The sequence below is a fragment of the Luteibacter pinisoli genome, from assembly GCF_006385595.1.
GTDB classification, from domain to species: domain Bacteria; phylum Pseudomonadota; class Gammaproteobacteria; order Xanthomonadales; family Rhodanobacteraceae; genus Luteibacter; species Luteibacter pinisoli.
On record NZ_CP041046.1, the window covers coordinates 2,085,516 to 2,106,985 of the forward strand.

Annotated in this window: 23 protein-coding genes; 10 read left to right on the forward strand and 13 right to left on the reverse strand. The window is 66.8% G+C overall.

All coding sequences use genetic code 11. The features are described from left to right. Positions 1–150: 150 nt before the first annotated feature. The 3 genes from FIV34_RS09495 to FIV34_RS09505 are packed head-to-tail and all read right to left on the reverse strand — an operon-like array spanning position 151 to position 2,389. Entirely contained in the window at positions 151–927 is a 777-nt protein-coding gene (locus tag FIV34_RS09495) for an aspartyl/asparaginyl beta-hydroxylase domain-containing protein (protein WP_139981958.1), read from the reverse strand. Beyond that, entirely contained in the window at positions 924–1,676 is a 753-nt protein-coding gene (locus FIV34_RS09500) for a nucleoside/nucleotide kinase family protein (RefSeq protein WP_211352736.1), read from the reverse strand. The genes FIV34_RS09495 and FIV34_RS09500 overlap by 4 nt, the downstream gene beginning before the upstream one ends. 17 nt (positions 1,677–1,693) lie before the next feature. Then, positions 1,694–2,389, reverse strand: coding sequence for a nucleoside/nucleotide kinase family protein (locus tag FIV34_RS09505; protein WP_211352737.1), 696 nt, complete (start codon positions 2,387–2,389; stop codon positions 1,694–1,696). Positions 2,390–2,503: 114 nt separating this feature from the next. Here FIV34_RS09505 and FIV34_RS09510 point away from each other — a divergent pair, with 114 nt between their 5' ends. After that, positions 2,504–3,241: a nucleoside/nucleotide kinase family protein gene (locus FIV34_RS09510; protein ID WP_246058793.1), complete on the forward strand. Its 738-nt coding sequence runs from the start codon at positions 2,504–2,506 to the stop codon at positions 3,239–3,241. 11 nt (positions 3,242–3,252) lie between these two features. Here FIV34_RS09510 and FIV34_RS09515 read toward each other — a convergent pair whose 3' ends face one another. Both FIV34_RS09515 and FIV34_RS09520 read right to left on the reverse strand, forming a co-directional pair. Continuing rightward, positions 3,253–3,717, reverse strand: coding sequence for a LuxR C-terminal-related transcriptional regulator (locus FIV34_RS09515; protein WP_170207559.1), 465 nt, complete (start codon positions 3,715–3,717; stop codon positions 3,253–3,255). Further along, positions 3,714–4,145, reverse strand: coding sequence for a helix-turn-helix transcriptional regulator (locus tag FIV34_RS09520; protein ID WP_170207560.1), 432 nt, complete (start codon positions 4,143–4,145; stop codon positions 3,714–3,716). The genes FIV34_RS09515 and FIV34_RS09520 overlap by 4 nt, the downstream gene beginning before the upstream one ends. Positions 4,146–4,512: 367 nt before the next feature. On the opposite strand from FIV34_RS09520, the gene FIV34_RS09525 reads away from it, so the two are divergent. Next, positions 4,513–5,337, forward strand: coding sequence for an alpha/beta fold hydrolase (locus FIV34_RS09525; protein ID WP_211352776.1), 825 nt, complete (start codon positions 4,513–4,515; stop codon positions 5,335–5,337). Positions 5,338–5,433: 96 nt separating this feature from the next. After that, a complete protein-coding gene (locus tag FIV34_RS09530; RefSeq protein WP_139981968.1) occupies positions 5,434–8,394 on the forward strand; it encodes a sensor histidine kinase in 2,961 nt (986 codons plus the stop codon). Positions 8,395–8,398: 4 nt separating this feature from the next. Here FIV34_RS09530 and FIV34_RS09535 read toward each other — a convergent pair whose 3' ends face one another. After that, entirely contained in the window at positions 8,399–9,514 is a 1,116-nt protein-coding gene (locus tag FIV34_RS09535) for a fatty acid desaturase family protein (protein ID WP_139981971.1), read from the reverse strand. 8 nt (positions 9,515–9,522) lie between these two features. Then, a complete protein-coding gene (locus FIV34_RS09540) occupies positions 9,523–10,596 on the reverse strand; it encodes a ferredoxin reductase (RefSeq protein WP_139981974.1) in 1,074 nt (357 codons plus the stop codon). A gap of 93 nt (positions 10,597–10,689) precedes the next feature. Between FIV34_RS09540 and fabR the strand changes: the two genes are divergently transcribed. Then, a complete protein-coding gene (gene fabR, locus FIV34_RS09545; protein WP_139981977.1) occupies positions 10,690–11,340 on the forward strand; it encodes an HTH-type transcriptional repressor FabR in 651 nt (216 codons plus the stop codon). A gap of 30 nt (positions 11,341–11,370) precedes the next feature. Here the strand turns inward: fabR and FIV34_RS09550 are convergent, their stop codons facing one another. Then, positions 11,371–11,907 carry a YaeQ family protein gene (locus FIV34_RS09550; RefSeq protein WP_139981980.1) on the reverse strand — a complete coding sequence of 179 codons (537 nt, stop codon included), beginning with the start codon at positions 11,905–11,907 and terminating at the stop codon, positions 11,371–11,373. Positions 11,908–12,043: 136 nt separating this feature from the next. On the opposite strand from FIV34_RS09550, the gene FIV34_RS09555 reads away from it, so the two are divergent. The 5 genes from FIV34_RS09555 to FIV34_RS09575 are packed head-to-tail and all read left to right on the forward strand — an operon-like array spanning position 12,044 to position 16,852. Further along, complete coding sequence (locus FIV34_RS09555) at positions 12,044–12,487, forward strand: DUF2231 domain-containing protein (RefSeq protein WP_139981983.1); 444 nt, start codon at positions 12,044–12,046, stop codon at positions 12,485–12,487. After that, the gene (locus tag FIV34_RS09560) at positions 12,480–13,793 is read left to right on the forward strand and encodes a PQQ-dependent sugar dehydrogenase (RefSeq protein ID WP_139981986.1); all 1,314 of its coding nucleotides are present in this window, start codon (positions 12,480–12,482) and stop codon (positions 13,791–13,793) included. The genes FIV34_RS09555 and FIV34_RS09560 overlap by 8 nt, the downstream gene beginning before the upstream one ends. Positions 13,794–13,804: 11 nt before the next feature. Further along, a complete protein-coding gene (locus FIV34_RS09565) occupies positions 13,805–14,905 on the forward strand; it encodes a hypothetical protein (protein WP_139981989.1) in 1,101 nt (366 codons plus the stop codon). A gap of 10 nt (positions 14,906–14,915) precedes the next feature. Then, on the forward strand, positions 14,916–16,247 hold the full coding sequence (locus tag FIV34_RS09570) for a glycoside hydrolase (protein ID WP_139981992.1): 1,332 nt from the start codon (positions 14,916–14,918) through the stop codon (positions 16,245–16,247). Then, complete coding sequence (locus FIV34_RS09575; protein WP_139981995.1) at positions 16,244–16,852, forward strand: hypothetical protein; 609 nt, start codon at positions 16,244–16,246, stop codon at positions 16,850–16,852. The genes FIV34_RS09570 and FIV34_RS09575 overlap by 4 nt, the downstream gene beginning before the upstream one ends. Positions 16,853–16,856: 4 nt before the next feature. Here the strand turns inward: FIV34_RS09575 and FIV34_RS09580 are convergent, their stop codons facing one another. Continuing rightward, positions 16,857–17,636 (reverse strand): dioxygenase family protein, encoded by a 780-nt coding sequence (locus FIV34_RS09580; RefSeq protein ID WP_139981998.1) that lies wholly within the window; start codon positions 17,634–17,636, stop codon positions 16,857–16,859. A gap of 122 nt (positions 17,637–17,758) precedes the next feature. Here FIV34_RS09580 and FIV34_RS09585 point away from each other — a divergent pair, with 122 nt between their 5' ends. Then, a complete protein-coding gene (locus FIV34_RS09585) occupies positions 17,759–18,652 on the forward strand; it encodes a LysR family transcriptional regulator (protein ID WP_139982001.1) in 894 nt (297 codons plus the stop codon). Here the strand turns inward: FIV34_RS09585 and FIV34_RS09590 are convergent. The 4 genes from FIV34_RS09590 to FIV34_RS09605 form a co-directional block, all read right to left on the reverse strand. After that, positions 18,649–19,533 (reverse strand): DMT family transporter, encoded by an 885-nt coding sequence (locus FIV34_RS09590; protein ID WP_139982003.1) that lies wholly within the window; start codon positions 19,531–19,533, stop codon positions 18,649–18,651. The genes FIV34_RS09585 and FIV34_RS09590 overlap by 4 nt on opposite strands. Positions 19,534–19,601: 68 nt before the next feature. Continuing rightward, positions 19,602–20,306: a pirin family protein gene (locus FIV34_RS09595; protein WP_139982006.1), complete on the reverse strand. Its 705-nt coding sequence runs from the start codon at positions 20,304–20,306 to the stop codon at positions 19,602–19,604. 79 nt (positions 20,307–20,385) lie between these two features. Continuing rightward, positions 20,386–20,832, reverse strand: coding sequence for a hypothetical protein (locus FIV34_RS09600; RefSeq protein ID WP_139982009.1), 447 nt, complete (start codon positions 20,830–20,832; stop codon positions 20,386–20,388). 297 nt (positions 20,833–21,129) lie between these two features. Beyond that, complete coding sequence (locus FIV34_RS09605; RefSeq protein WP_139982012.1) at positions 21,130–21,435, reverse strand: hypothetical protein; 306 nt, start codon at positions 21,433–21,435, stop codon at positions 21,130–21,132. Positions 21,436–21,470 lie beyond the last annotated feature (35 nt).

A 21,470-nucleotide genomic window follows, 5' to 3' on the forward strand; every position in this document is an offset into this window, starting at 1 on the left:
CCGTAGGGTACCATATTTCGGGTGTGTTAAGAAAATACTCAGAGCGGGTGACAGAATGCTCCGTTTTTTTTTAACGTGCCACGGCTACTTTCGTAGATCGTTGGCCATCCTTGCCGAAATCGCCTCTCATCCGTCGGCCGTGGCCGCCGGCTAGTCGGCTTTCTGGTTCTGTCGGCCGCGTTCGCGGTTCCACCTCGCAAGATTCTTCACGGGCTGGCGGACGTACGGACTGGCCTGGATCAGCCAGAAAATCAGCCCATTGAAGATCGTGCCGATGCGGTCCATCGGGCGGTCGATATCAATGAAAAGCACGGCACGCAGTTCATCCGTGTCGTTATGCACTTCGTGTTCGTAGGTGTCGTCGAACAGCACGACCTTGCCTTCTTCCCAATGCAGGATCTGGTCGTCGACCCGGATCCAGACATTGCGGGCATCCGCCGGCACCTTCAGGCCCAGATGGGCACGGATGACGGCACGGGTAGGGCCGTGGTGCGGCGCAATCCGGTAGCGCGGCTGCAGGATGGAAAACATGGCGCTGCGCACGCCGGGCAAGGTGTCCAGCACGGCGGCCGTGCGCGGGCACAGGGCGCAGTTTTCGTCCACCCGGTTGCCGTACACGTAAAAGCCGAACGTCTTCCAGTTGTCGCCCTTGGAAATGCGCTTCTGGTCAGGCGAGATCTGGTGGAACGCCGGAATGTCTTCCGGGTGTTCAAGCAGGTGGTCCAGCTCCTGCCGGATCGCGGGCCATGCCGCTTCCAGCTGGGGCACCCAGGCAAACTCGCGATTGTGGATGACCGGCGTGGACGGCACGCGCGAGTGCTTCGCCTGGAACTGGCCGCTCCAGCGCAGGAAGCGTTTGCCGCCCTTGATCAGGAGTCGACGCCATAGGGGGGCCTGGGGGGCCGACGGGGAGGTGACGGTATTCATGATGCTGTTTTCGCTGTCGCGGACGTGCCGCGGATGGCGCGGATCGCGGCGTCGAGCACGTCGGCGTAAGGCGCGCGGGAATCGAGGTCCACCAGCGGCGCGTCTTTGTAGTCCAGGCGCGACATGACGTCGATCTTGTCGTTCAGTTCTGCGACCGCATGGTCGGGCTTGCGCGCGTAGGCCGTCGCCAGGTCGATATCCAGGCGGATGACCAGGGTCGGCTTGAGCGTTGCCATGCGCTCGTACAGGCGTTGCTCGCGCGCGGCGAGCTTGCGCGTCAGCCAGTGCGTGCTGCGTTCCACGCCCAGTCCCGGGCCGTCGTAGCGGAAGCCGCTGATTTCGGCCTGTGGATAGCGGTCGGCGATGATCAGCTGGCCACTGTTGGCCAGCCGCCAGACGCGCTTGAGGTTCGCCGCGCGCCAGACCGAGAAGCCGTACATGATGAGCGAGCCCCACACACCGGGCACCTTGTTCTTCATGTGCTGGGCATGGGCGGCCTTGGCGGCCAGGCGGCGCTCCAGCCACACGCCAACCAGCGGCAGCTCCTTGATCTTCGCGCCGGTCTCGCCGGAGACCAGGCCGAGGTAGCGGCGCTGGGTCGGGCCGAACGCGCTGAGCTTGCGCACCAGGTCGTGGGTGAGGGTGGATTTACCCGTGCCGTCGCAACCGACCACGGCGACCAGGCCAGAGGCGATGACGCCGCGCGCCCCGGTGGCCGATGCGGTCGTCGGGGAGTCGGAGAGGGGCATGCGTGCCGCCTGTGCCGTCATGCGTGGGCCACCTGCAGCGCCGCGTGGATCGCGCGCATGGAGGAATCCAGCACGCTCGATGCAGCATCCGTCCCGTCAAGGTCCAGGATGGCGGCGCCATTGAAGTGAAGGTGCGGAATGGCCGCGATCTTCTCGCGCAGCGACGACAGCTTGTGGTCCGGCTTGCGGGCGTGGGCGGTTTCCACGTCCACGTTCAGGCGGATCACCAGCATGGGGACGTTGGAGGCCATCCATTCGTAGAGCCGGTGCTCGCGGGCGCGCAGACGGCGCACCCACCAGTTGCCGCCCTGGGTCTTGGCCAGCTGCGGCCCATCGATGGAGAAACCCGCGCGCTCGGCCTGCGGGTAGCGATCGGTGACCACGAGCGTGCCGCGGCGGCACATCGCGAGCAGGCGACGAAATTTGTAGGCGCGCCAGTGCGACAGCAGGTAGATGACCAGTGCCGTGGCGTTGCCGGGCGGCTTCGCCGGCTGGTCGTGCACCTTGTCGGACTTGCTGACGAGGTAGCGTTTGAAACGCGGCCCAACCAGCGGCAAGGTGCCGATCCAGTCGCCGATCTTTCCGCTCGACTGGCCGAGGTAAAGCTCTTCGGTCGGGCGATGCGCACGCAGCTGCGCCACGAGGGCCGCGGCCAGCGTGGACTTGCCCGAGCCATCGCTCCCGGTAAGGGCGATGACGGGCAGCGGCTTCATTTGTGTGGGGTTTTCTGAAGAAGTGAGCACACCAGGGGTCCGGTAGCGCAATATAATGACGATGTTATGACGCGATATATTGTTGCGTCTACTAGATTCTAACTGCGTCTTCACATGAACTTGTCGAAAAAAACCTTGCCGGAACAGGGCAGTGGCATGGCGCCGCTCATCGCCATCATCGGAACGGATGGCTCTGGGAAGTCGACCGTGGCCGAGCACATGGTCACCTGGATGGGTCGTTACGGGCCCACGGGGCAGGCACACCTCGGCAAGCAGGCCGGCAATATCGGCCGGGCGCTTGAACGCCTGCCGCTGGTAGGGGGATATATGGGCCGTCTGATCAGGCGCAAGTCCGACGGTGTGAACAAGCGCATCGACGAGCACAAGCAGCCGACGCTGTTCCCCTCGCTGGTCATCAGCGCCTTCACGCTGCGCCGCCTGCGCCGGTTCCGGCGGATGCTCGCCATGCGCCGCAAGGGTCTCATCGTGGTCACGGACCGTTTCCCGCAGGTGGAGATTCCCGGCGCGTACGACGGCCCCGGCTTCCCGAAAGAGGCGGCGGGCTCCTGGCTCGTCCTGCGCCTGGCGCGCTTTGAGCACGACGCCTTCGTGTGGATGGCCGGGCATCAGCCGGACCTCGTCCTGCGCCTCAATGTCGACCTGGACACCGCCTGCGCACGCAAGCCGGACCACCGCCGCGAGGCGCTGAGCCGGAAGATCGCCGTCACCCCGCGGCTCAAGTACAGCGGTGCCCCCATCGTCGATATCGATGCCAACCAGCCGCTGGCCACGGTGATCGCGGATGCCGAAGCGGCGGTGTCGCGGATGATGCAGGCGCGCGGTTACGCGTAAGCGGGCCGCGCTCAGCGAAGGAAGCCGCGTTCCAGCGCGATGGCGACGGCGTGGGTGCGATTATTCGCCCGCAACTTGCCCATCGCGTTGGAGACGTGCTCCTTGACGGTCTCGGGCGACACCGAGAGCCGCACGGCGATCTGCTTGTTTTCCAGGCCTTCCGCGACGGCCCGCAGCACGGCCAGCTCACGCTCGGTCAGTGTCTCGTCGTCGGGGAATGCCGCCAGCTGCCGCGCGACGCTGGCGGACATGTACTGACGCCCTTGGTGCACCGTCCGCACGGCGCCAATGAGGTTGCTGGCCACCGAGGTCTTCAGCAGGTATCCCTGCGCGCCCGCGTTGAGCGCCCGCCGGGCCCGGCCATCGCCGCCGTAGGTTGTCAGGACGACGACGCGGCAGGCGGGCGACAGGCGCCGCAGCGCAGCGATCACCGCCACCCCGTCCGTGTCCGGCAAGCCCAGGTCGAGCACGGTCACAAGTGCGCCTGGTCGGCAAAGCCGCAGGTGGCCGCAATGTCCGCCAGCGAGACCTGCGTGCGTGCCAGCAGGTAGCGGGCGTTTTCCAGGCGACGCAGGGTTCGCCAGCGGTGCGGTGGCGCGCCGAACGTCGCCTTGAAAGCGCGCGAGAAATGCCCGCGCGACATGCCGCATGCCGCCGCCAGCGACCGGATGCACAGGCGTGCCTCGAGGTTGGCCAGCGCCAGGTCGATCACGGTTTCCACATGGTCCGGGGATAGTTTGGGAAACGCGCCCGCCGGGTCATCCGGCGGTGGTACCAGGTGGATGCGCAGCGCTTCGGACAGGAAGTGCGTACCGATCCGTTGCTCGTTCGCATCGGAACGGTCCAGGTGGTCGAGCGCGCGGTCCAGCAAGCGCCGGATGTGGGGCGCGGCCACGGTAACCATGCGCGTTCCTCGAAGGGTCGATGACCACCCCGATGCTAGGGACGCGGGCATCGCCTCGCTCCCCCCATGCAGGGGGAATCTCCCGCAAACGACCACGTATTGTACGAAAAAAGGCGCAAGTCCTTCCTATAAGGCGATGGCAGCGGATGCGAACAATGGATCCCGCCAGCCCCAGGAGACTTCCATGCACGACGTACCCGATAGCGATTCCCCGTTCGACCCACGTCGTCGCAGCTTCGTGCTGAACACCGGCGTGGTGGCGGCGGGCACCTTGCTCCTCGGCAGCCATGCCATGGCGGCGGCCGCCCCGGCGCGCGACGCCGCTTCCACTCCCAAGACACCTAAATCATCGGCGAAGGTAGACAACATGTCCCACATCACGACTAGCGACGGCACCGACATCTATTACAAGGACTGGGGTACCGGCCAGCCGATCGTCTTCCATCATGGCTGGCCGTTGTCGTCCGACGACTGGGACGCCCAGATGATGTTCTTCCTGCTGCACGGCTATCGCGTGATCGCGCATGACCGTCGTGGCCACGGCCGTTCGACGCAGACCTCGAAGGGCAACGACATGGACACCTACGTGGCGGACGCCGCCGCGGTGGTCGAGCACCTGGGCCTGAAGAACGCGGTTCACATCGGCCATTCGACCGGTGGCGGCGAAGTGGCGCGCTACGTCGCCAAGTACGGCAAGGCCCATGGCGTGGCCAAGGCCATCCTGGTGAGCGCCGTGCCGCCGCTGATGCTGAAGACCGCCGCCAATCCGGGGGGTACCGACATGTCGGTGTTCGACGGCTTCCGCAAGGCGCTTGCCGCGAACCGCGCGCAGTTCTATCGCGAAGTGCCGATCCCGTTCTATGGCTTCAACCGCCCGGGCGTGAAGACGATTGAAGGCGTGGTCGACAACTGGTGGCGCCAGGGCATGATCGGCGGTGCGGTGAATCACTACGAAGGCATCAAGGCCTTCTCGGAAACCGACTTCACCGAAGACCTGAAGAAGATCGACGTGCCGACGCTGGTGATGGCCGGCGACGACGACCAGATCGTGCCGTACAAGGACGCGAGCGAGCTCTCGGCCAAGCTGATCAAGGGTGCCGAGCTCAAGATCTACCCGGGCTACCCGCACGGGATGCTCACCGTCCACGCCGATGTGATCAATCCGGACCTGCTGGCCTTCATCAAGAAGTAATGGCCTACACTCTGCATTGATCGCTTCTGGCTGCGGTTCCGCAGTCTGCCTCGCCGGGTCCAGAGCCCGGCGGGGCATTTGTGCGGAGTAGCACCCATGCCTTTCCCGTCCCCGGCGCTACGCGTCGGCAGGTTCGCCGCGACGTTGCTGATCGTACTTGGCCTTGCCTGCGGTGAGGCGGTCTCCGCCACGGACATTGACGTGCCCGGTTACGTCACGACGTCATGGGGCGCGCGCGAGGGATCGCCGCAAGACGTCAACGCCATGGCGCGGACATCCGACGGATGGTTGTGGCTTGGCACACCCGGTGGCCTGTTCCGTTTCGACGGGCACACCTTCTACCCCTACGACCTGACGCCGCCGTCGTATCGCGGTTCGCTGCAGGTGACCGACCTGGCCGTGGATCCTACGGGTGGCCTGTGGGTCACGTATGGCCGCGCCACGGTGGCGCACCTCGCGGCGGATGGACGAACGGTCACGCTGCCCACCGGCCTTCCCGGCGGCATGGAGGGCGTGGACGGCGTGTATGTCGATGGCGATGGGCGTGCGCTGGCGGCGACGGGCGATGGCCTCTTCGTGCTTCGTGGCAACGCATGGGTGCGTTGCGAGGCGCCGGAGTGGAGCCTGCCCGAGGCACCCCTCGATAACGCCACCCTGGATGCCCAGGGCAACCTGGTAGTGCTGGCCGGGACGCGTATCTACCGCCTGGCCAGGCACGCGACGCATTTCGTGCAGATCGCAGAGCATCCCGATTTCGAGGATGCGGTGCTGATCTCACCGCGGGACGGCAAGCTTTGGGCGGCCCATCCGCACGCGGTGGCGCTGGTTCCCGGTGTCACCATGCCCATGCGCCCCGGCCCGGCGAACGACAGCAGCGTGCGCGCCAGCGATCGCATCGGCCACCTGTGGACGGTGTCCCAGGGCTGTCCCGGCTTGTGCCGCACGGTGTCTGCACCGGCCACGCTCAGCGACGAGAAGACGCCGGTATCGCCGCCCGGCGGCGACGGCCGGCAGGCCATGAGTGTCCTCGGCGATGCGGCCGGGGACGTGTGGATGGGTGGCAAGCAAGGGCTCGTCCGGTTTCATCCGGACGACGTGCAGCTCGTCGACGGCGGCCACGTGTACTTCGCGGTATCCCCGGCCAGCGATGGCACCGTGCTGGTGGCATCGGATTCACACTCGGTGCCCGACCGCGTCGTCGTGGTGACGGGCACGGCGGTGCAGACCCTTGCCGACGCCTTGCCGACCACGGCCATCACACGGGTGTCGGACGGAAGCGCCATCCTTGGCGGGCACGAGGGCCTGTGGCGCGTCGCTGGCGGCCATCTCGATGCCTACAGCGCGCGGCCCGCGGCCCTGGGTGAAAGCCCGATCCAGGTGTTGCTCCCCGCCGGCGACGGCAAGCTGTGGATGAGCATGCGCGACCATGGCCTGTTCCTGGTCAGCGGGGCAGACTGGCGTGAGCTCGGTAGCAAAGACGGCTTCCCCGCTGCGTGGCCCCTCGTGGGCGCGGCCGGCGACGATGGCCAGGACTGGTTTGGCTTTGCCGACGGCAGCGTCGCAGCGGTAGAACACGGCGCGACGCGTGCCCCGGTGATCTATCGCGCGGACATCGGCCCGGTGACCGCCGTGACCCCGGGGCAGCCGCTCCTCATCGGTGGCGAACTCGGTGTGGCGTGGTTCGACGGCAAGGTCTTTCGCACCCTCCCGCTTCGCCAGGCCGGGTTGCTGCGGGGCGTGACGGGGATCGTGCGCACGCCCGATAACGCCGTCTGGATCAATGCGCGCGCCGGCCTGGTGCGCATCGATGCAACGGAGATGGCGCGCCTCGTCTCAGGTGCGTCCAGCGAGGCCGCGTTCCGCCTGTTGGATACGGCCAACGGCTTGCCGGGCGGCGCGCAGCAAGTGCGCCCGCTACCCACGCTCAGCGTCGACCGACAGGGGCGGCTCTGGGTGGCGGCCACCGCCGGGCTGGCCCTTGTCGATCCGTCGCATACCGCGCCCGCTCCGGCGCCGCGCCCGGCGATTACCTCGATGGCCAGTGGCGACGGCGTCTCCCTCCTCGCACGGGGTGGCCCGCTTGAGCCGGCGGACCGTTCACTGGCCGTGGGGCTCACCGGGCTTTCCGCCGCTGGCCCCGGCAACGTGCAGCTGCGCTATCGCCTGCACGGTGTCGATCGCGCGTGGCGGTTCGCCCAGGGCGCCACGCTGCTCAAGTACGCCGACCTCCCATCGGGGGACTTTCAGCTGGAAGTGCAGGCGCGAGGGACCGAAGGCGACTGGTCCCCGAGCGTGTCGTCAGGCGTGGTGCACGCGAGGCCACTGTTCCGCGAGACGCCGCTGTTCGCCGTGCTCGTCGCGCTGGCCATCGCCGTGCTCATCGCCATCGCCTATGCGTTCCGGATCGCGTCGGTGCGCCGACGCCACGCCGAGCAGACCGAGGCGAAGCTACAGGAGCGCGACCGCATCGCGCGTGAGCTCCACGATTCCACCCTGCAGGGCATGATGGGCGTGATGTTGCGGGTGACGGCATGGCAGCGCGATGAGCGCGCGCCCGCCGACATGCGGGCAGGGCTGGAGAAGGTCTCGTCGCAGCTGATGGGCCTGGTGCTCGACGGGCGTGCCCGTGTCATCGCCCTGCGCAGCGTGGCCTCCACGCGCATCGCGCTGTCCGAAGCCTTGCGGATGATCGGCGAGGATCATGCCGACGGGTCGGACGCCGCGTTTGATCTTTCCGTGGAGGGGCCGGAGCTGCCGCTGGGCGATGCGCGGCAGATGACCATCCTGGACATCCTGCGCGAGGCGATGCACAACGCTTTTCTTCACGCTGACGCGGGGCATGTGCATGTCGCGCTGGTCTACAGCGACGTCGAGCTTCGCGCGGTGGTGCGGGACGACGGCCGCGGCATTCCCGAGGAGATTGCCGAGCAGGGCCAGCGGCCGGGGCATTGGGGCCTGGTGACGATGAAGGAGCGCGCCGCGGATATCGGCGGCCGCGTATCCATCGATAGTGAGCCCGGGCGGACCGCCGTCACGCTGACGGTCGCCCTGGCCTGACCCCTTAGGCGACGGCTTCCTCGCGCGCCCGGCGCACGCGCGGGCGGCTCGGCAAGGCATGACGTAGGATGCGCCAGATCACCTGGCCGAACTGGCGGGGCAGGGAACCGGTGTTGTAGTGCTGGCCGTAGCGGGCGCAGATGGCCTTCACGTCCACCGCGATCTCGGCGTAGCGGTTCGCCGGCAGGTCGGGATAGAAGTGGTGCTCGATCTGGTGGCTGAGATCGCCCGAGAGCATGTCGATCAGCTTGCCGCCGGTGATATTCGACGAGCCGCGCAGCTGGCGCAGGTACCAGTGGCCGCGCGATTCGTTGCGAATCACTTCCTTCGGGAACACTTCCGCATCGGCGGTGAAGTGGCCGCAGAAGATGATCGTGTACGTCCACACGTTGCGCATGCCGTTGGCCACCAGGTTGCCCAGCAGCACCGGCAGGAAGAACGGACCCGCCAGCAGCGGGAACACCACGTAATCCTTCAGCAGCTGCTTGCCCATCTTGCGGCCGACCGGACGGAACGCCTTGCGCAGCTCGCCGGGCTTCATCTTGCCCGCGAACAGGCGGCCGATGCGCAGGTCCTGGATGGCCACGCCCCACTGGAACAGCAGCGCGAAGACCACGGCGATCGCCGGCTGCATCAGGTAGAACGGGCGCCAGCGCTGCTCGGGGAAGATGCGCAGCAGGCCATAGCCGATGTCATCGTCCATGCCGCGCACGTTCGTGTACGTGTGGTGCTGGAAGTTGTGCGTCTTCCGCCAGTTGGCCGAGGTGGCGACGATGTCCCACTCATAGGTCTTGCCATTGAGCTTGGGGTCGTTCATCCAGTCGAACTGGCCGTGGATCACGTTGTGGCCCAGCTCCATGTTCTCGAGGATCTTGGAGAGGCCGAGCAGCAGCGTGCCGGCGATCCACGCGGGGATCAGAGCCACGTGGACGAAGGCGCCGAGGAAGAGCAGCGCGCGGCCGGCGACGCCAGTCCAGCGCACACGGGCGACCACGCGGCGGATGTAACGCGCGTCACGCGGGCCAACGTCGGCCTGGACCTTCGCACGGATGGCGTCGAGTTCCTCGCCAAAGGCGCGCAGGTCGTCGGCGGAAAGGGGGCGGTTGCGAATACGGCTCATGCGGGGCCTCAAAGGTCCAGGATCAGGTCGGTCGCCGGCGCGCTGACGCACAGGCGTACCTGCGACGACGGTTCGCTGCTGCGGTCACCGGTAAGGGTGTGGCGGGTGGTGCCGGACGTACGGGCGCACGCGCAGGTGTTGCAGATGCCCATGCGGCAGCCGTGCGTCGGCTTGACGCCCTGGGCTTCCAGGCCTTCGAGCAGCGACTGGCCACGCGACAGCGTGAGCGTGCGCCCGCTGCGGGCAAGGTGTACTTCGACTTCACCGGCGTCATCGATGACCGCCAGCGTCGGAAGGCTGAAGGCTTCGGCGTCGAAACCGGCAACCTTGCCCTGGAAGCGGGCACGCGCGGCTTCCACGAAGCCGCCCGGTCCGCACGCGAGCACGCGGCGCTGATCGAGGTCGGTGACGCCATCGAAAGCCAGGGCGTCGACGCGCGCGTCAGGCGCGTCGCCCTCACGCGTGGCGAGGAAGTGGACGCGCAGGCGCGGGTGGGCCGCGGCCAGGCTCATCAGTTCGTCGACGAAGCAGAACTCGTCGCGCTGGCGGGCCCAGTAGTAGAGGTCGACCACGGTAGGCATGCCACGGGCGGCCAGGTCGCGCAGCAGCGCGCGCATCGGCGTGATGCCACTGCCGGCGGCCAGGAGCAGGAGCGCTTCGTGGTCGGCCGGGACCGTCATCTCGCCGAACGCGGTATCCAGCGTGACGACGGTGCCCAGGGCGGCCTCGCGGGCGAGGTACGTGCTGACCACGCCGCCGGTGATGGCCTTGACGGTGATCGCCAGGGTGCCGTCGTCCAGCGGGGTGGGGCTGTAGCTGCGGATCAGGCGGCGGCCGCCGATCGTCACGCCCAGATTGACGTGCTGGCCGGCGCGCATGCCCGTCCAGTGGCCGTTCGGGCACAGGACCAGGGTCACCGCGTCGCGGCTCTCGGCCGTGCGCGAGACCACGCGGGCCAGCGGCTGCTCAAGGGTCCACAGGGGGTTCACCCGGCCGGCCCAGAAGTCGAACAGGGCCGGGGAGACCGCGCGGCGGGCCAGGCGCAGCGGCCAGCGGGGTTTGGTGGCGGGGAGGGCATTCATGGGATCACACTATACGCACGCATATACGTCCGTGTATACACTTGTATATTGCAGTTCGGAGTATCATTCAGCCTTAGCCTGCGGCCGCGCCCCATGACCTCATTCAGCCTGACCTCGACGTCCGACGCGCCCCTGGCCCGCAAGCCCGCGATCTCGCGTGACGACCTGCTGGCCGCGGCCATGAAGCTGATCGGCCCCAACCGCAGCCTGTCGACGGTGAGCCTGCGCGAGGTGGCCCGCGAGGCCGGCATCGCCCCCAACAGCTTCTATCGCCAGTTCCGCGACATGGGGGAGCTGTCCATCGCCCTGATCGACCTGGCCGGCCGTTCGCTGCGCACCATCATCGGCCAGGCCCGCGAGCGGGCGACTTCCCCCGAGCGCAGCGTGATCCGGGTGTCCGTGGAAACCTTCATGGAACAGCTGCGGGCGGACGACAAGCTGCTCCACGTCCTGCTGCGCGAAGGCGCCGTGGGCTCGGATGCGTTCAAGCATGCGGTGGAGCGGGAGCTGAGCTACTTCGAAGACGAGCTGCGGGTGGACCTGATCCGCCTCGCCGCCGCCGATGGCGCGACCCTGCATGAGCCGGCCCTCGTGGCCCGGGCCATCACCCGGCTGGTATTCGCCATGGGCGCCATGGCCATGGACCAGCCGCCCGAGCGCGATCCGGAACTGATCGAGGAGATCTCGCAGATGCTGCGGATGATCCTCACCGGCTCACACGCGCTGAACCGGGCACAGGCCTGAGCCCAGGCCTGAGCCCAGGCCCGCCGACGCTCAGGCGAGCGTCGTCAGTTCGATCGGCACCACGGTTTCGCCGCTGATGACCTGGGCGTGGCCGTCCTGGACCATGAACTGGATTTGCATCGTGCGCTGGGCGAGGCCGGCCAGCGCGGCCACGGTGGCCGGGTCGACGTCGATGACGGTCACGTTTTTCGTGCGCGCCACGGCGGCCGCCGTCTTTTTCCACCACACCTCGGCGCCACGGCCGCTGTACGTATAGATGATCACCCGGTTGGCCCGGCCCGCGGCGCGACGGATGCGCTGCTCGTCCGGCTGGCCCAGCTCGATCCACAGGTCCACCTCGCCGGTAAGCTCCTTCTTCCACAGGTCCGGCTCGTCGTCCGAGCTGATGCCCTTGCCGAAGACCAGCGCCTCATCCGCGTTCAGGGCGAAGGCCAGCACGCGCACCATCATCCGCTCGTCGGTCTCCGACGGGTGCTGGGCGATGGTCAGGGCGTGGCCCTGGTAGTAATGCCGGTCCATGTCGCTGACCTGCAGGTCGGCCTTGAAGACCGTGGATTTGAGAGCCATGAGGCGATGCGTCGGTGTCGATGGGGGCGCCAAGCGTACACGACCCCGGGCCCGCCCATACGCGGCCTCCACGGCGCGCAGGCTACATAACGCGCTGGTTGTACCACCCCGGTCTGCCGCCTGGAGGCACCCGCCCATGAATTATCCTGCCGCACCACGTCGTTCCGCCGTGGCCAACGCCATCTACGGCCTGTTCAATCCCATACCCTTCGGGTTCTTCGTCGCGGCACTGATCTTCGACATCATCTACGCGAAGACCGGCGTCATCCTCTGGGCAAAGAGCGCCGCGTGGCTGATTTCCATTGGCCTGGTCTTCGCCATCATTCCGCGGCTGGTCAACCTGGCCCAGGTATGGATTACCTCGCGCCGGATCAGCACGCATGCCGATCACGTCGATTTCTGGCTGAACTTCGTGGCGATCGTTGCCGCCATCCTCAATGCCTTCGTGCACAGCCGCGACGCCTACGCGATCATGCCAGCGGGTGTGTGGCTTTCCGTGGTCACGGTGCTGCTCATCGCCATCGGCCACGTCATCATCGCCGTGCGCTACTCGACGGTGCGGGAGTATGTCCATGGTTAAGCACCTTTATCGTGGCGCACTCGCCATGGCCTGCGTCGCCGTGCTCGGCGCGTGCGCCGGCAAAGCCTCCCAGGACCCCGCCGAGCAGTCGGGCGCGGCTCCATCGCTGCCCAAGGCACGCAACTTCCTCGTGCCGCCCATGCAGGTTCCCGAATTCGCCGGCTGGGCCCAGGGCGCGGCACCCACCGTCGCCCCCGGCCTGAAAATCGAAAAGATCGCGGACGACCTCAAGCATCCGCGCCAGCTGCTGACGCTGCCCAACGGCGATGTGCTGGTCGTCGAATCCAACGGGCCGGGCGAAGAGCCGGTGACCACGCCCAAGCAGTTGATCGCCGGCATGGTGAAAAACACCTCCGGCAAGGGCGCCAAGGGCGGCAACCGCATCACGCTGCTGCGCAAGACCGGTAGTGGTGCGTGGGAGAAGCACGATTTCATCGGCAACCTGCATTCGCCCTTCGGCGTGCAGCTGATCGGCAACACGCTGTACGTCGCCAACACCGATGCCATCCTCACGTACCCGTACGTGGAAGGCGAGACCGAGATCAAGGCGCCGGGCGTGATGTTCACCGACCTGCCGTCGACCATCCAGCATCACTGGACCAAGGCCCTGCAGGCCAACCCGGACGGCACCAAGCTCTACGTCGGCGTGGGTTCGAACAGCAACATCACCGAGAACGGCCTGGAGATTGAGTACCGCCGCGCCAACGTGCTGGAAGTGGATGTGGCCACCCGCGGCAGCCGCATTTTCGCCTCGGGTATCCGCAACCCCACGGGCCTTGGCTGGGATCCCACGACGAACAAGCTATGGGCCATTGCCAACGAACGCGACGAGATCGGTGCGGACCTGGTGCCGGATTACATGACCTCGGTGACCGAGGGCGCGTTCTACGGCTGGCCCTACAGCTATTACGGCCAGAACGTCGACACCCGCGTGATGCCGCAGCGGCCGGACATGGTCGCCAAGGCGATCAAGCCGGATTACGCGCTGGGCTCCCATGTGGCCGCCCTGGGCCTGCTGCTGACCCAGAAAAACGCCTTGCCGGCGAAATACCAGAACGGCGCCTTCGTCAGTGAGCACGGAAGCTGGGATCGTTCGCCGCTGAGCGGTTATGCGGTGGTGTTCGTCGCGTTCCAGGACGGCAAACCTGTCGGCAAGCCGGAAACCCTGGTGAGCGGCTTCTATTCCAAGGACGAAAAACAGCTGTTCGGCGCACCCGTCGGTGTCGTGCTGGATAAGGACGGCGCGCTGTTGATTGCCGATGATGTAGGTAATACTGTCTGGCGCGTCTCCGCAGCGGGTCCCTAAGTCGGTCGAATATGGATAGCCAAACCCCAGGCGTGCCCAGCATAGGACGCGCCTGCGTAACGGCGCTGGGCCTTTTCGATGTGGCCTACGGCATCGACATCGACAAGGCCCGTGCGCTTTGCGCGGCTATGGCCCCCGCGGCACCGCCGCCGGGGCCGTTGCGTTTCGGGGCGCCGCCGCTGCGGTTGCGCCTCAGCGACGTCGACATCCAGGTGGGCGAGCGTCGGATCACCGGCGAAGTCGCCGTGCATCTGTACGATTTCGGCACCATCACCCTGGCCATTTCCTTTGCGATCCAGGACACGGCGTGGCAGGTATTCGTGGATACCGCGCGACAGATCGAACAGGCCCTGGCCTTCGACCGGGCCGATGCGCCGTGGCTGGCGCTGCTGGAAGAAATCAAATCCCGCATCGCGCCGTCGCTTGAGCGCGCGAATGACGCGGTGATCCAGGAGGACTACCAGCTCATCGAGATCGAGCGCTTCAGCGAGCCGCTCACCCAGCCGCTTCATCTGGCCGTGGACCTCACGCCCCTGCTGGCGGCCGATGCGCGCCCGCTATCGGTCGAGACGCGCGAGACACTGCTCCGCCATCGCTTCGGCTACCTGGCCGATGATTGCGTCATCGTGACCCGCGACCGTGCCGTGCTGTACCAGCCAGGTGGCGACGCGGGCGTGGATGCGGTGCTGGAGGCAGCCAATGCCCAGCTGCTGGAGCTGCGCTACTACGGTGCGTTGCTGGATGACGAACTGCCGCGGATGTACGACCTGGTCGACCGCACCCGTACCGTCTCGGCCTTCCTCGCACCCGCCCAGCTGGCGAAGCTGGCGCGGCGGCTGTACACGGTGGTGGCGGAAGTCACCGAGCTTACCGAAAAGGTCGACAGCGTCCTGGAGGCCACGGGCCACGCGTACCTGGCCGATGTCTACACCACGACGCTGGACCTGTTTGGCGTGCCCGCACTGGGCGCCGCCGTGGACCGGAAGCTGGCGATCGTCCGCGATACGTACGCGGCGCTCTATGACGAAGCCGCCGTCAGCCGTGCAGGCGTGCTCGAGATCACCATCGTCGTGTTGATTGCCGTGGAGCTGGTGCTCGCCGTCTTGAAATGAGGGGTGGGGGATGCGCGCTGCGTTTCTGTTTGCTCTTAGCCTCTTGCTGTCCTTCCCGGCGCGCGCCACGCCGCCGGATGCCGCCGTCGTCGCGCCCGGCCACGCTACCGTCCCGCTGACTGGCCCCTGGCGCTTTCATACCGGCGATGACCCGCAGTGGTCCGCGTCCGGCTTCGACGACAGCGCCTGGGAAATCGTGGACCTTACGTCCGCGCCCGGCGCCCACGACGGCGACGTCGGCTTGCCCGGCTATGTCACGGGATGGAGCAAGCGCGGCCACGCGGGATACAGCGGGTATGCGTGGTATCGCCTGCGCGTGACGGTCGATAGCGATGAGCCGCTGGCGCTTGCCGGGCCGACGCTGGTCGACTCGACCTACGAGCTCTATGTCGATGGAAAGCGTGTCGGCGGCCCTGGGGACTTCTCGGGCGCCACGCCAGCGGTGTTCAGCGTCCGGCCGGCGGTCTACGCCTTGCCGCCGCGGACGGCTGCTGGCCCGGTGACCTACCAGCTGGCGTTCCGCGTGTGGATGGACCCGCTCGATGCCAGCGAGGAAAGCGGTGGCCTGCACGTGGCGCCAGCGATAGGCACGGTGGAAGGTGTTCATCAGCTCTATCAGGTGCAGTGGCTGCAGACCTTCAAAGGCTACGTCGTGGATGCGATCGAGCCTTTTGCCTTCTGCTTGCTGGCGCTCATGGTGGTCGCGCTGATCGCCTGCCGGAGCGACGACCCGTACCGATGGCTGGTCACCGCCCTGGTGCTTCTCGCGCTGATGCGCGTGCAGCAGGTGATGTTTTACTGGACCCCGTTCCTGAGCCTGCGCTGGTACGACGTGCTGGTCACCGTCATCTGTCGTCCGCTGGTGCTCGCGAGCTGGACGCTGGCGTGGCGCGACTGGTTTCGCCTGGAGCGGAAGTTGGCGTTCAACTATGTCGTGGTGGGTCTCACCGTGGCTTATCTGCTGCTGGCGCTGCTGGGTCGGCCGTGGCTCATCGCCAGCCCTGGCGTGAGAACCGCCGCGGACCTCGGCGTCACGGGTGTGCGCTGGCTGTTCGCCGCCGTGTACCTGTGGACGATCGGGGCCGGCGTGGCGCGTGCATCGTTGCCTGCGCGCCTGTTGGGGGCGCTTTCGGCACTTCTGGTGGGCATCGGCCTGTTCGCCACCGAACTCAACACGCTAGGCATCCCCGGCATCTGGTTCCCGTACGGCACCGGCGTGGCGCGCGGCCAGTACGCCTATGCCGCGTTTGTCGTGGTGTTGTTCGTGTTGATCCTGCTGCGCGCAGTGGGCTACGCTCGCCGCGCCGAAAGCCGCGATCGGCGGATGAGGAACGAAGTATGAACTTAAGGCTCCTTGTTGCGGGCTTCGCCGCTACAGCTTCAATTCTGGTCTCGTTGCCCGCTTCAGCAGATGAGCCGGTATCGGTGGCCCTCGCGGCGTCCTCAGATCCTGCTGACGCCGGCAAAGCCAGGGTGACTGTCACGATCCGTAATCACGGTGACGTTCCGGTTACGTTGGCGAAATACATGATGCCATTCGACTGGGACGGTCACCTTCCAAATAATCAATTTGAAGTGACATCCAGTACGGACGGTCAGACGCAGACCTACCAGTCCACATACGACTATGTGAACCCCGTTGACCCTGGGATGCTGGTACAGCTTGGGGCGCATCAGTCGATTAGCGGAACGCTCGATCTTCGCGTTTCGTATCAATTCGACACTCAAGTCAACAACCGCTTTACAGTACGGTATCGTCTTCCCTTGGGGATTGTTCCAGACGAGCAGGCGCCTGATCCCAAATCGCCAACTTACGAAACTGATCCAAACAGGCCGCGCTTCATCTACAGCAACACTTTACAAATTCTCGTTGATCCGACGGCTCCGCTTTCGGGCCCTGCGAACAAGACGAGCTCGTATGCCGTGGCCACGGCCGGCTCGCCTTAATCCGTTACGCGAGCCCCCACGCGTACGAATCCATCGACAGCACGCCGTAGGTCATGCCGCCAGGCACGAGCGACGGCGTGTCGTCGTCGTGGCTTGCACCCATCGCCACGAGCAGGGGCAGGTAGTGCTCCTCGGTGGGGTGGGCACGCGCACCGTCGGGCGCGACACGGCGGTAATCGACGAGGGCTTCCTCATCGCGGGCCAGCACGCTGCGCGTCGCCCACTCGGCGAAGGCCGCGGCGTAAGGCACGGTATCGGCGGTGCGCCGCACCTCGTACAGGTTGTGGGTGAGGCTGCCCGAACCCACCACCAGCACGCCGCGCTCGCGCAGCGGCCGCAGTGCGCGGCCGAGGGCGAGCGCGCCGACGGTGTCCAGGTCCGCCGGCATGGCGAGCTGGAACACCGGCACGTTGGCGTCGGGTAGCAGGAAGCGCAGCGGCACCCATGCGCCGTGGTCGTAAGGCCGGGTGGCGTCTTCGCTCACGGTAAGGCCAGCGGCACGGAGGATGTCGGCTGTTTCACGGGCGACGTCGGGTGCGCCCGGCGCCGGGTATTGCAGCTGGTAGAGCGGCTCGGGGAAGCCGCCGAAGTCATGCAGCGTGGCCGGTTGCTCGGCGGTCATCACCCGCAGGCCGGGTGCCTGCCAGTGCGGGGAGACGACCAGCACCGCGCGGATGCCTTCGAGCTGCGCGCCGATGCGCCCCAGGTTCGGGCCGAGCACGCCGGGTTCGAGCGCAAACGTGGGCGCGCCGTGGGAAATAAAGAGGACAGGAGCAAGGGACATGGTGGGACTCCTTAGCGATACCCCACAAGGTATTGGCACGTCGCCCTGCGATAAACGCGCCTCGCCGAGACCGACTGTCTCGCTGTGTGAGACACTCCGCCGGAGCCCAGGGGGACCCGCGCATGGACAAAGTCCAGGAAATGACCAGCTTCGTGGCGGTGGTGGATGCCGGCAGCTTTATCGGTGCCGCCGACGCCACGGGCATGACCAAGGCCGCCGTCTCCCGCCACGTGGCCGAACTGGAGCGCCGCCTCGGCGTTCGCCTCCTGCACCGGACGACCCGGAGGCTGTCGCTGACCGACGAGGGGCGCACCTTCTACAGCCGTGCCCGCGACCTGCTGGCGGGCATTACCGAGGCGGAGGCCGAGCTCACCGCCCGCAGCACCGAGCCCACCGGCCTGCTGCGGATCACCGCACCGCTCAGCTTCGGCGTGCTGCACCTGGCGCCGCTGTGGGCGCGCTTCACAGCCGAGCACGCCCAGGTTTCGCTCGATATCACCTTGTCCGACCGCGTGGTGGACCTGGTGGACGAGGGCTTCGACCTCGCCATTCGCATTTCACGCCTGCCCAATTCCACGCTTGTGAGTCGCCAGCTCGGCGTGACGCGCATGCTGCTGTGCGCATCGCCGGCGTATCTCGCGGCGCACGGCACGCCCACGGTGCCGGCCGAACTCGCCAGCCACCCGATCCTGGCCTATAGCTACTGGCCGGACGACTGGTCGTTCACCACCGCCGACGGACGCACCGAGCGGGTGGTCGTGAAGCCGTTCATGCGCAGCAACAACGGCGATACCTCGCGCATCGCGGCGCTGGCCGGGCAGGGCATCACCTTGCAGCCGGACTTTATCGTCGGCGACGACGTTCGCGAAGGGCGCCTCGTGCATCTCTTGCCGACGCACGACGCCGGCAGCATCGGCATCCATGCGGTGTATGCGTCACGCAAGCACCTGCCCGTTAAGGTGCGCCGCATGGTCGACTTCCTGGCCGACGCGTTTGACGGCGTGCGCTGGAGCTAGGCGGGCCGGCGCAGGGACACACCGCTGACGGCAAACAGGCCGGCCACGATAAACGCCATGCCCAGCCATTCACTGGGCGTCGGCTCCTCGTGCAGCACCGCCCAGGCCATCAGCACGCTGAGCACCGGTACGGCCAGTGACGACACCGACGCCACGGCGGTCGGCAGGCGCCGTACCACCAGGAGCCACAGTGTCCACGCCACGCACGTGGCCAGAATCACCGAGTACGCCAGGCCGGCGATGAAGGCCGGGCTCCACTCGATGCTGCGCTGGGGGATAAAGAACGCCACGATGGCGAGGCCCGCCGCGCCGAAGGCCATCTGCCACGCGGTGAACGTGAGCGGGTCGGGCTGGTGACGCTGGAACATCCGCTTGCTGGTCACCGTGCCCAGCGCCCAGCACATGCCGCCCACCAGGGCGAACGCGGTGCTGAGCGGGTTACCGAGGCCGTTCCACGGGGCGATAACGCAGGTGAGTCCAACGGCTGCCAGCGCCAGGCCCACCCAATGCCGTGCGAGCGGACGTTCGCCCAGCATCAGCCACGCCAGTAGTACGGCCCAGAACGGCATGGCGTAGGCGAGGAGCACCACGCGGCCGGTCCCGCCGGCGGTCAGCGCAAACTGGCCCAGGCCCTGGAAGGCCGCGGTCTGGGCCAGCCCGGTAACGATGGTGCCGGCCAGCGGCGGCGAGGCCAGCGGCCGCCTCATGACCACCAGCACGGCAAACAGGAGCACGGCGCCGATGCTATAGCGCAGCGCCGAGAAATCGAACGGGCCCGCATAACGCAGCACCAGCTTCATCACGATCCAGCTGAAGGCCCAGATGATGACGGTGGCGCCCAGGGCGATGCCCGCGCCCGTTGAAACCTTTGCCTCGTTCATGCCCAGCCAGATCAGGAATCAGAACGGCCATTCTGGCGTAATGCGTGGGATCTTGCGCGGGCCGGCGGCTATTCCAGCGGCGCCATGTCGAACAGCAGCACTTCACCATCGACACCGTCACTGATCACCACGCGCGATTCATCGGTGATCTTGGCGGCGTCCCCGGCGGAGAGCGGGTGGCCATTGACGTGCACCGAGCCGCGTACGACGTGCACATAGACCATGCGCTCGTAATCCACGTTGTGGTGGGCCGATTCGTCCGGGCCGAACAGGCCGGCATAAAGCCGGACGTCCTGGTGCACCGTGACCGAACCGTGCTCGCCATTCTGGCTGGCGACCAGGCGAAGCTTGCCGCGCTTCTCGGCATCCGGGAAAAACGTCTGCTCGTAGCCCGGCTTCAAATGCTGCCGGTTCGGGATGATCCAGATCTGCAGGAAATGGGTCAGCGTCTTCGCGTGGTTCTCTTCCGCATGCGTCACGCCCGTGCCCGCCGACATGATTTGCACCTCGCCGGGCTTGATCACCACCTTGTTGCCCATCGAATCGCTATGGGCCAGCTCGCCTTCGAGCACGTAGCTGATGATTTCCATATCGCGGTGGGAATGCGTGCCGAAGCCCGCGCCGGCCGCGACGCGATCCTCGTTGATCACGCGCAGCGGGCCGAAATGGACATGCTCCTCATCGCGGTAATCCGCGAACGAGAAGCTATGGTGGGAATCGAGCCAGCCATGGTTGGCGTGGCCACGGTCGGCGGCGTGGCGAATGACGAACATGCGTTTCTCCCAGGGTAATACCGCCTACCGTAGTGGTTGCCGGGGAAAAGCGATTGCATAAAGCGCCTCGGGCACCGGCTTAAAAGCTGAGCCCGAGAGGACGGTTGCACTGGTACTTTTCGTTGGCCGCCTGGACATCGGCGGGCGTGAGATGTCGCTCGATGAGTTCCTGTGGGCTCATGTTGCCCCACACCTCGACGTCGATGCAGTGCTTGTTGGTCACCCCAAACAGCCGCTGTGCGCTGCGCATCACGGCACCGATGCCCTGGTCCTGCGGTCGGGTGAACTGCATGCCGGGCGCGCGGCGGACGTCGGATCCGGGGACGCCATGTACGGCCTGGCTGTCCTGGGCATGGCGGAGCTGGGCCTGGAAGCCGCCATCGCCGAAGGTCGCGGGCGTCTCGGTGGAGAGCGTGGGTTCGGCCGGTGCGGCGGGCGTGGCCGCCGTGGGGTGTTGCTCTGCCTGCGCTGGCGCGGCGGCGGGGCGTGGGGGCAGCGTTCGGGTAGCCGTTCGTGGTGTCGTCATTGCCCGGGCGGGCGGCGATAAGGGCGGTGGCCGAACCTGCGGCTCGCGCGGTGGCGCTATCAGGCGTATTGCCAGTGTGGACGGCTGGACTTCAGCCGGGGCAACCGTGGTCACGCGATACGAGGCGGGGCGCAGAAGCACGATCAGAACAGCGACGTGAACGCCGATGGCCGCCGCCAGCGCGACGGTCCGTCGAATCGATACCTTTGGTGCCCCTCGCGTCATTCCCAGCGTCCCGGCCCGATAGAGTCCCTTGTCTATCGGTATGGACGCTCCGCGGGCACAGGAGTTCCCCTCCTAGCTTTCCGGCTTGCCCTGACCGCGGCCCGATGGGTGGGATTCTCGCCGTATGGCCTGGCCATCGCCCCAGACGTCACCCGCCAACAGCGTGTACTTCGCGCACCACGAGGTATTGCAGATCGACAAGGTGTCGCCGACGTGGCTGGTGGTCTGCAGGAATCGCCTCTTGTACGTTTCCTCAAGGGTCTTCTGGGTGGCAGCGTCCGGGAACGGCGTGTCGAGCGTGCATGCCGGGCAGATGGCTTCGCTGAAATAGTTAGCCGTCGCCAGGGCGCCCATGGCCACCAGTAACATCACTCTCATGCGCTTCCTTCAAGGACACGGCGTGGGGCCGTGGC

Excerpts from the sequence above, each read along its gene's own strand:
- FIV34_RS09495 (WP_139981958.1), bottom strand. The coding sequence starts at position 927 with ATGAATACCGTCACCTCCCCGTCGGCCCCCCAGGCCCCCCTATGGCGT.
- FIV34_RS09500 (WP_211352736.1), bottom strand. The coding sequence starts at position 1,676 with ATGCCCCTCTCCGACTCCCCGACGACCGCATCGGCCACCGGGGCGCGC.
- FIV34_RS09505 (WP_211352737.1), bottom strand. The coding sequence starts at position 2,389 with ATGAAGCCGCTGCCCGTCATCGCCCTTACCGGGAGCGATGGCTCGGGC.
- FIV34_RS09510 (WP_246058793.1), top strand. The coding sequence starts at position 2,504 with ATGAACTTGTCGAAAAAAACCTTGCCGGAACAGGGCAGTGGCATGGCG.
- FIV34_RS09520 (WP_170207560.1), bottom strand. The coding sequence starts at position 4,145 with ATGGTTACCGTGGCCGCGCCCCACATCCGGCGCTTGCTGGACCGCGCG.
- FIV34_RS09525 (WP_211352776.1), top strand. The coding sequence starts at position 4,513 with ATGTCCCACATCACGACTAGCGACGGCACCGACATCTATTACAAGGAC.
- FIV34_RS09530 (WP_139981968.1), top strand. The coding sequence starts at position 5,434 with ATGCCTTTCCCGTCCCCGGCGCTACGCGTCGGCAGGTTCGCCGCGACG.
- FIV34_RS09535 (WP_139981971.1), bottom strand. The coding sequence starts at position 9,514 with ATGAGCCGTATTCGCAACCGCCCCCTTTCCGCCGACGACCTGCGCGCC.
- FIV34_RS09540 (WP_139981974.1), bottom strand. The coding sequence starts at position 10,596 with ATGAATGCCCTCCCCGCCACCAAACCCCGCTGGCCGCTGCGCCTGGCC.
- fabR (WP_139981977.1), top strand. The coding sequence starts at position 10,690 with ATGACCTCATTCAGCCTGACCTCGACGTCCGACGCGCCCCTGGCCCGC.
- FIV34_RS09550 (WP_139981980.1), bottom strand. The coding sequence starts at position 11,907 with ATGGCTCTCAAATCCACGGTCTTCAAGGCCGACCTGCAGGTCAGCGAC.
- FIV34_RS09555 (WP_139981983.1), top strand. The coding sequence starts at position 12,044 with ATGAATTATCCTGCCGCACCACGTCGTTCCGCCGTGGCCAACGCCATC.
- FIV34_RS09560 (WP_139981986.1), top strand. The coding sequence starts at position 12,480 with ATGGTTAAGCACCTTTATCGTGGCGCACTCGCCATGGCCTGCGTCGCC.
- FIV34_RS09565 (WP_139981989.1), top strand. The coding sequence starts at position 13,805 with ATGGATAGCCAAACCCCAGGCGTGCCCAGCATAGGACGCGCCTGCGTA.
- FIV34_RS09570 (WP_139981992.1), top strand. The coding sequence starts at position 14,916 with ATGCGCGCTGCGTTTCTGTTTGCTCTTAGCCTCTTGCTGTCCTTCCCG.
- FIV34_RS09575 (WP_139981995.1), top strand. The coding sequence starts at position 16,244 with ATGAACTTAAGGCTCCTTGTTGCGGGCTTCGCCGCTACAGCTTCAATT.
- FIV34_RS09580 (WP_139981998.1), bottom strand. The coding sequence starts at position 17,636 with ATGTCCCTTGCTCCTGTCCTCTTTATTTCCCACGGCGCGCCCACGTTT.
- FIV34_RS09585 (WP_139982001.1), top strand. The coding sequence starts at position 17,759 with ATGGACAAAGTCCAGGAAATGACCAGCTTCGTGGCGGTGGTGGATGCC.
- FIV34_RS09590 (WP_139982003.1), bottom strand. The coding sequence starts at position 19,533 with ATGAACGAGGCAAAGGTTTCAACGGGCGCGGGCATCGCCCTGGGCGCC.
- FIV34_RS09595 (WP_139982006.1), bottom strand. The coding sequence starts at position 20,306 with ATGTTCGTCATTCGCCACGCCGCCGACCGTGGCCACGCCAACCATGGC.
- FIV34_RS09600 (WP_139982009.1), bottom strand. The coding sequence starts at position 20,832 with ATGACGACACCACGAACGGCTACCCGAACGCTGCCCCCACGCCCCGCC.
- FIV34_RS09605 (WP_139982012.1), bottom strand. The coding sequence starts at position 21,435 with ATGAGAGTGATGTTACTGGTGGCCATGGGCGCCCTGGCGACGGCTAAC.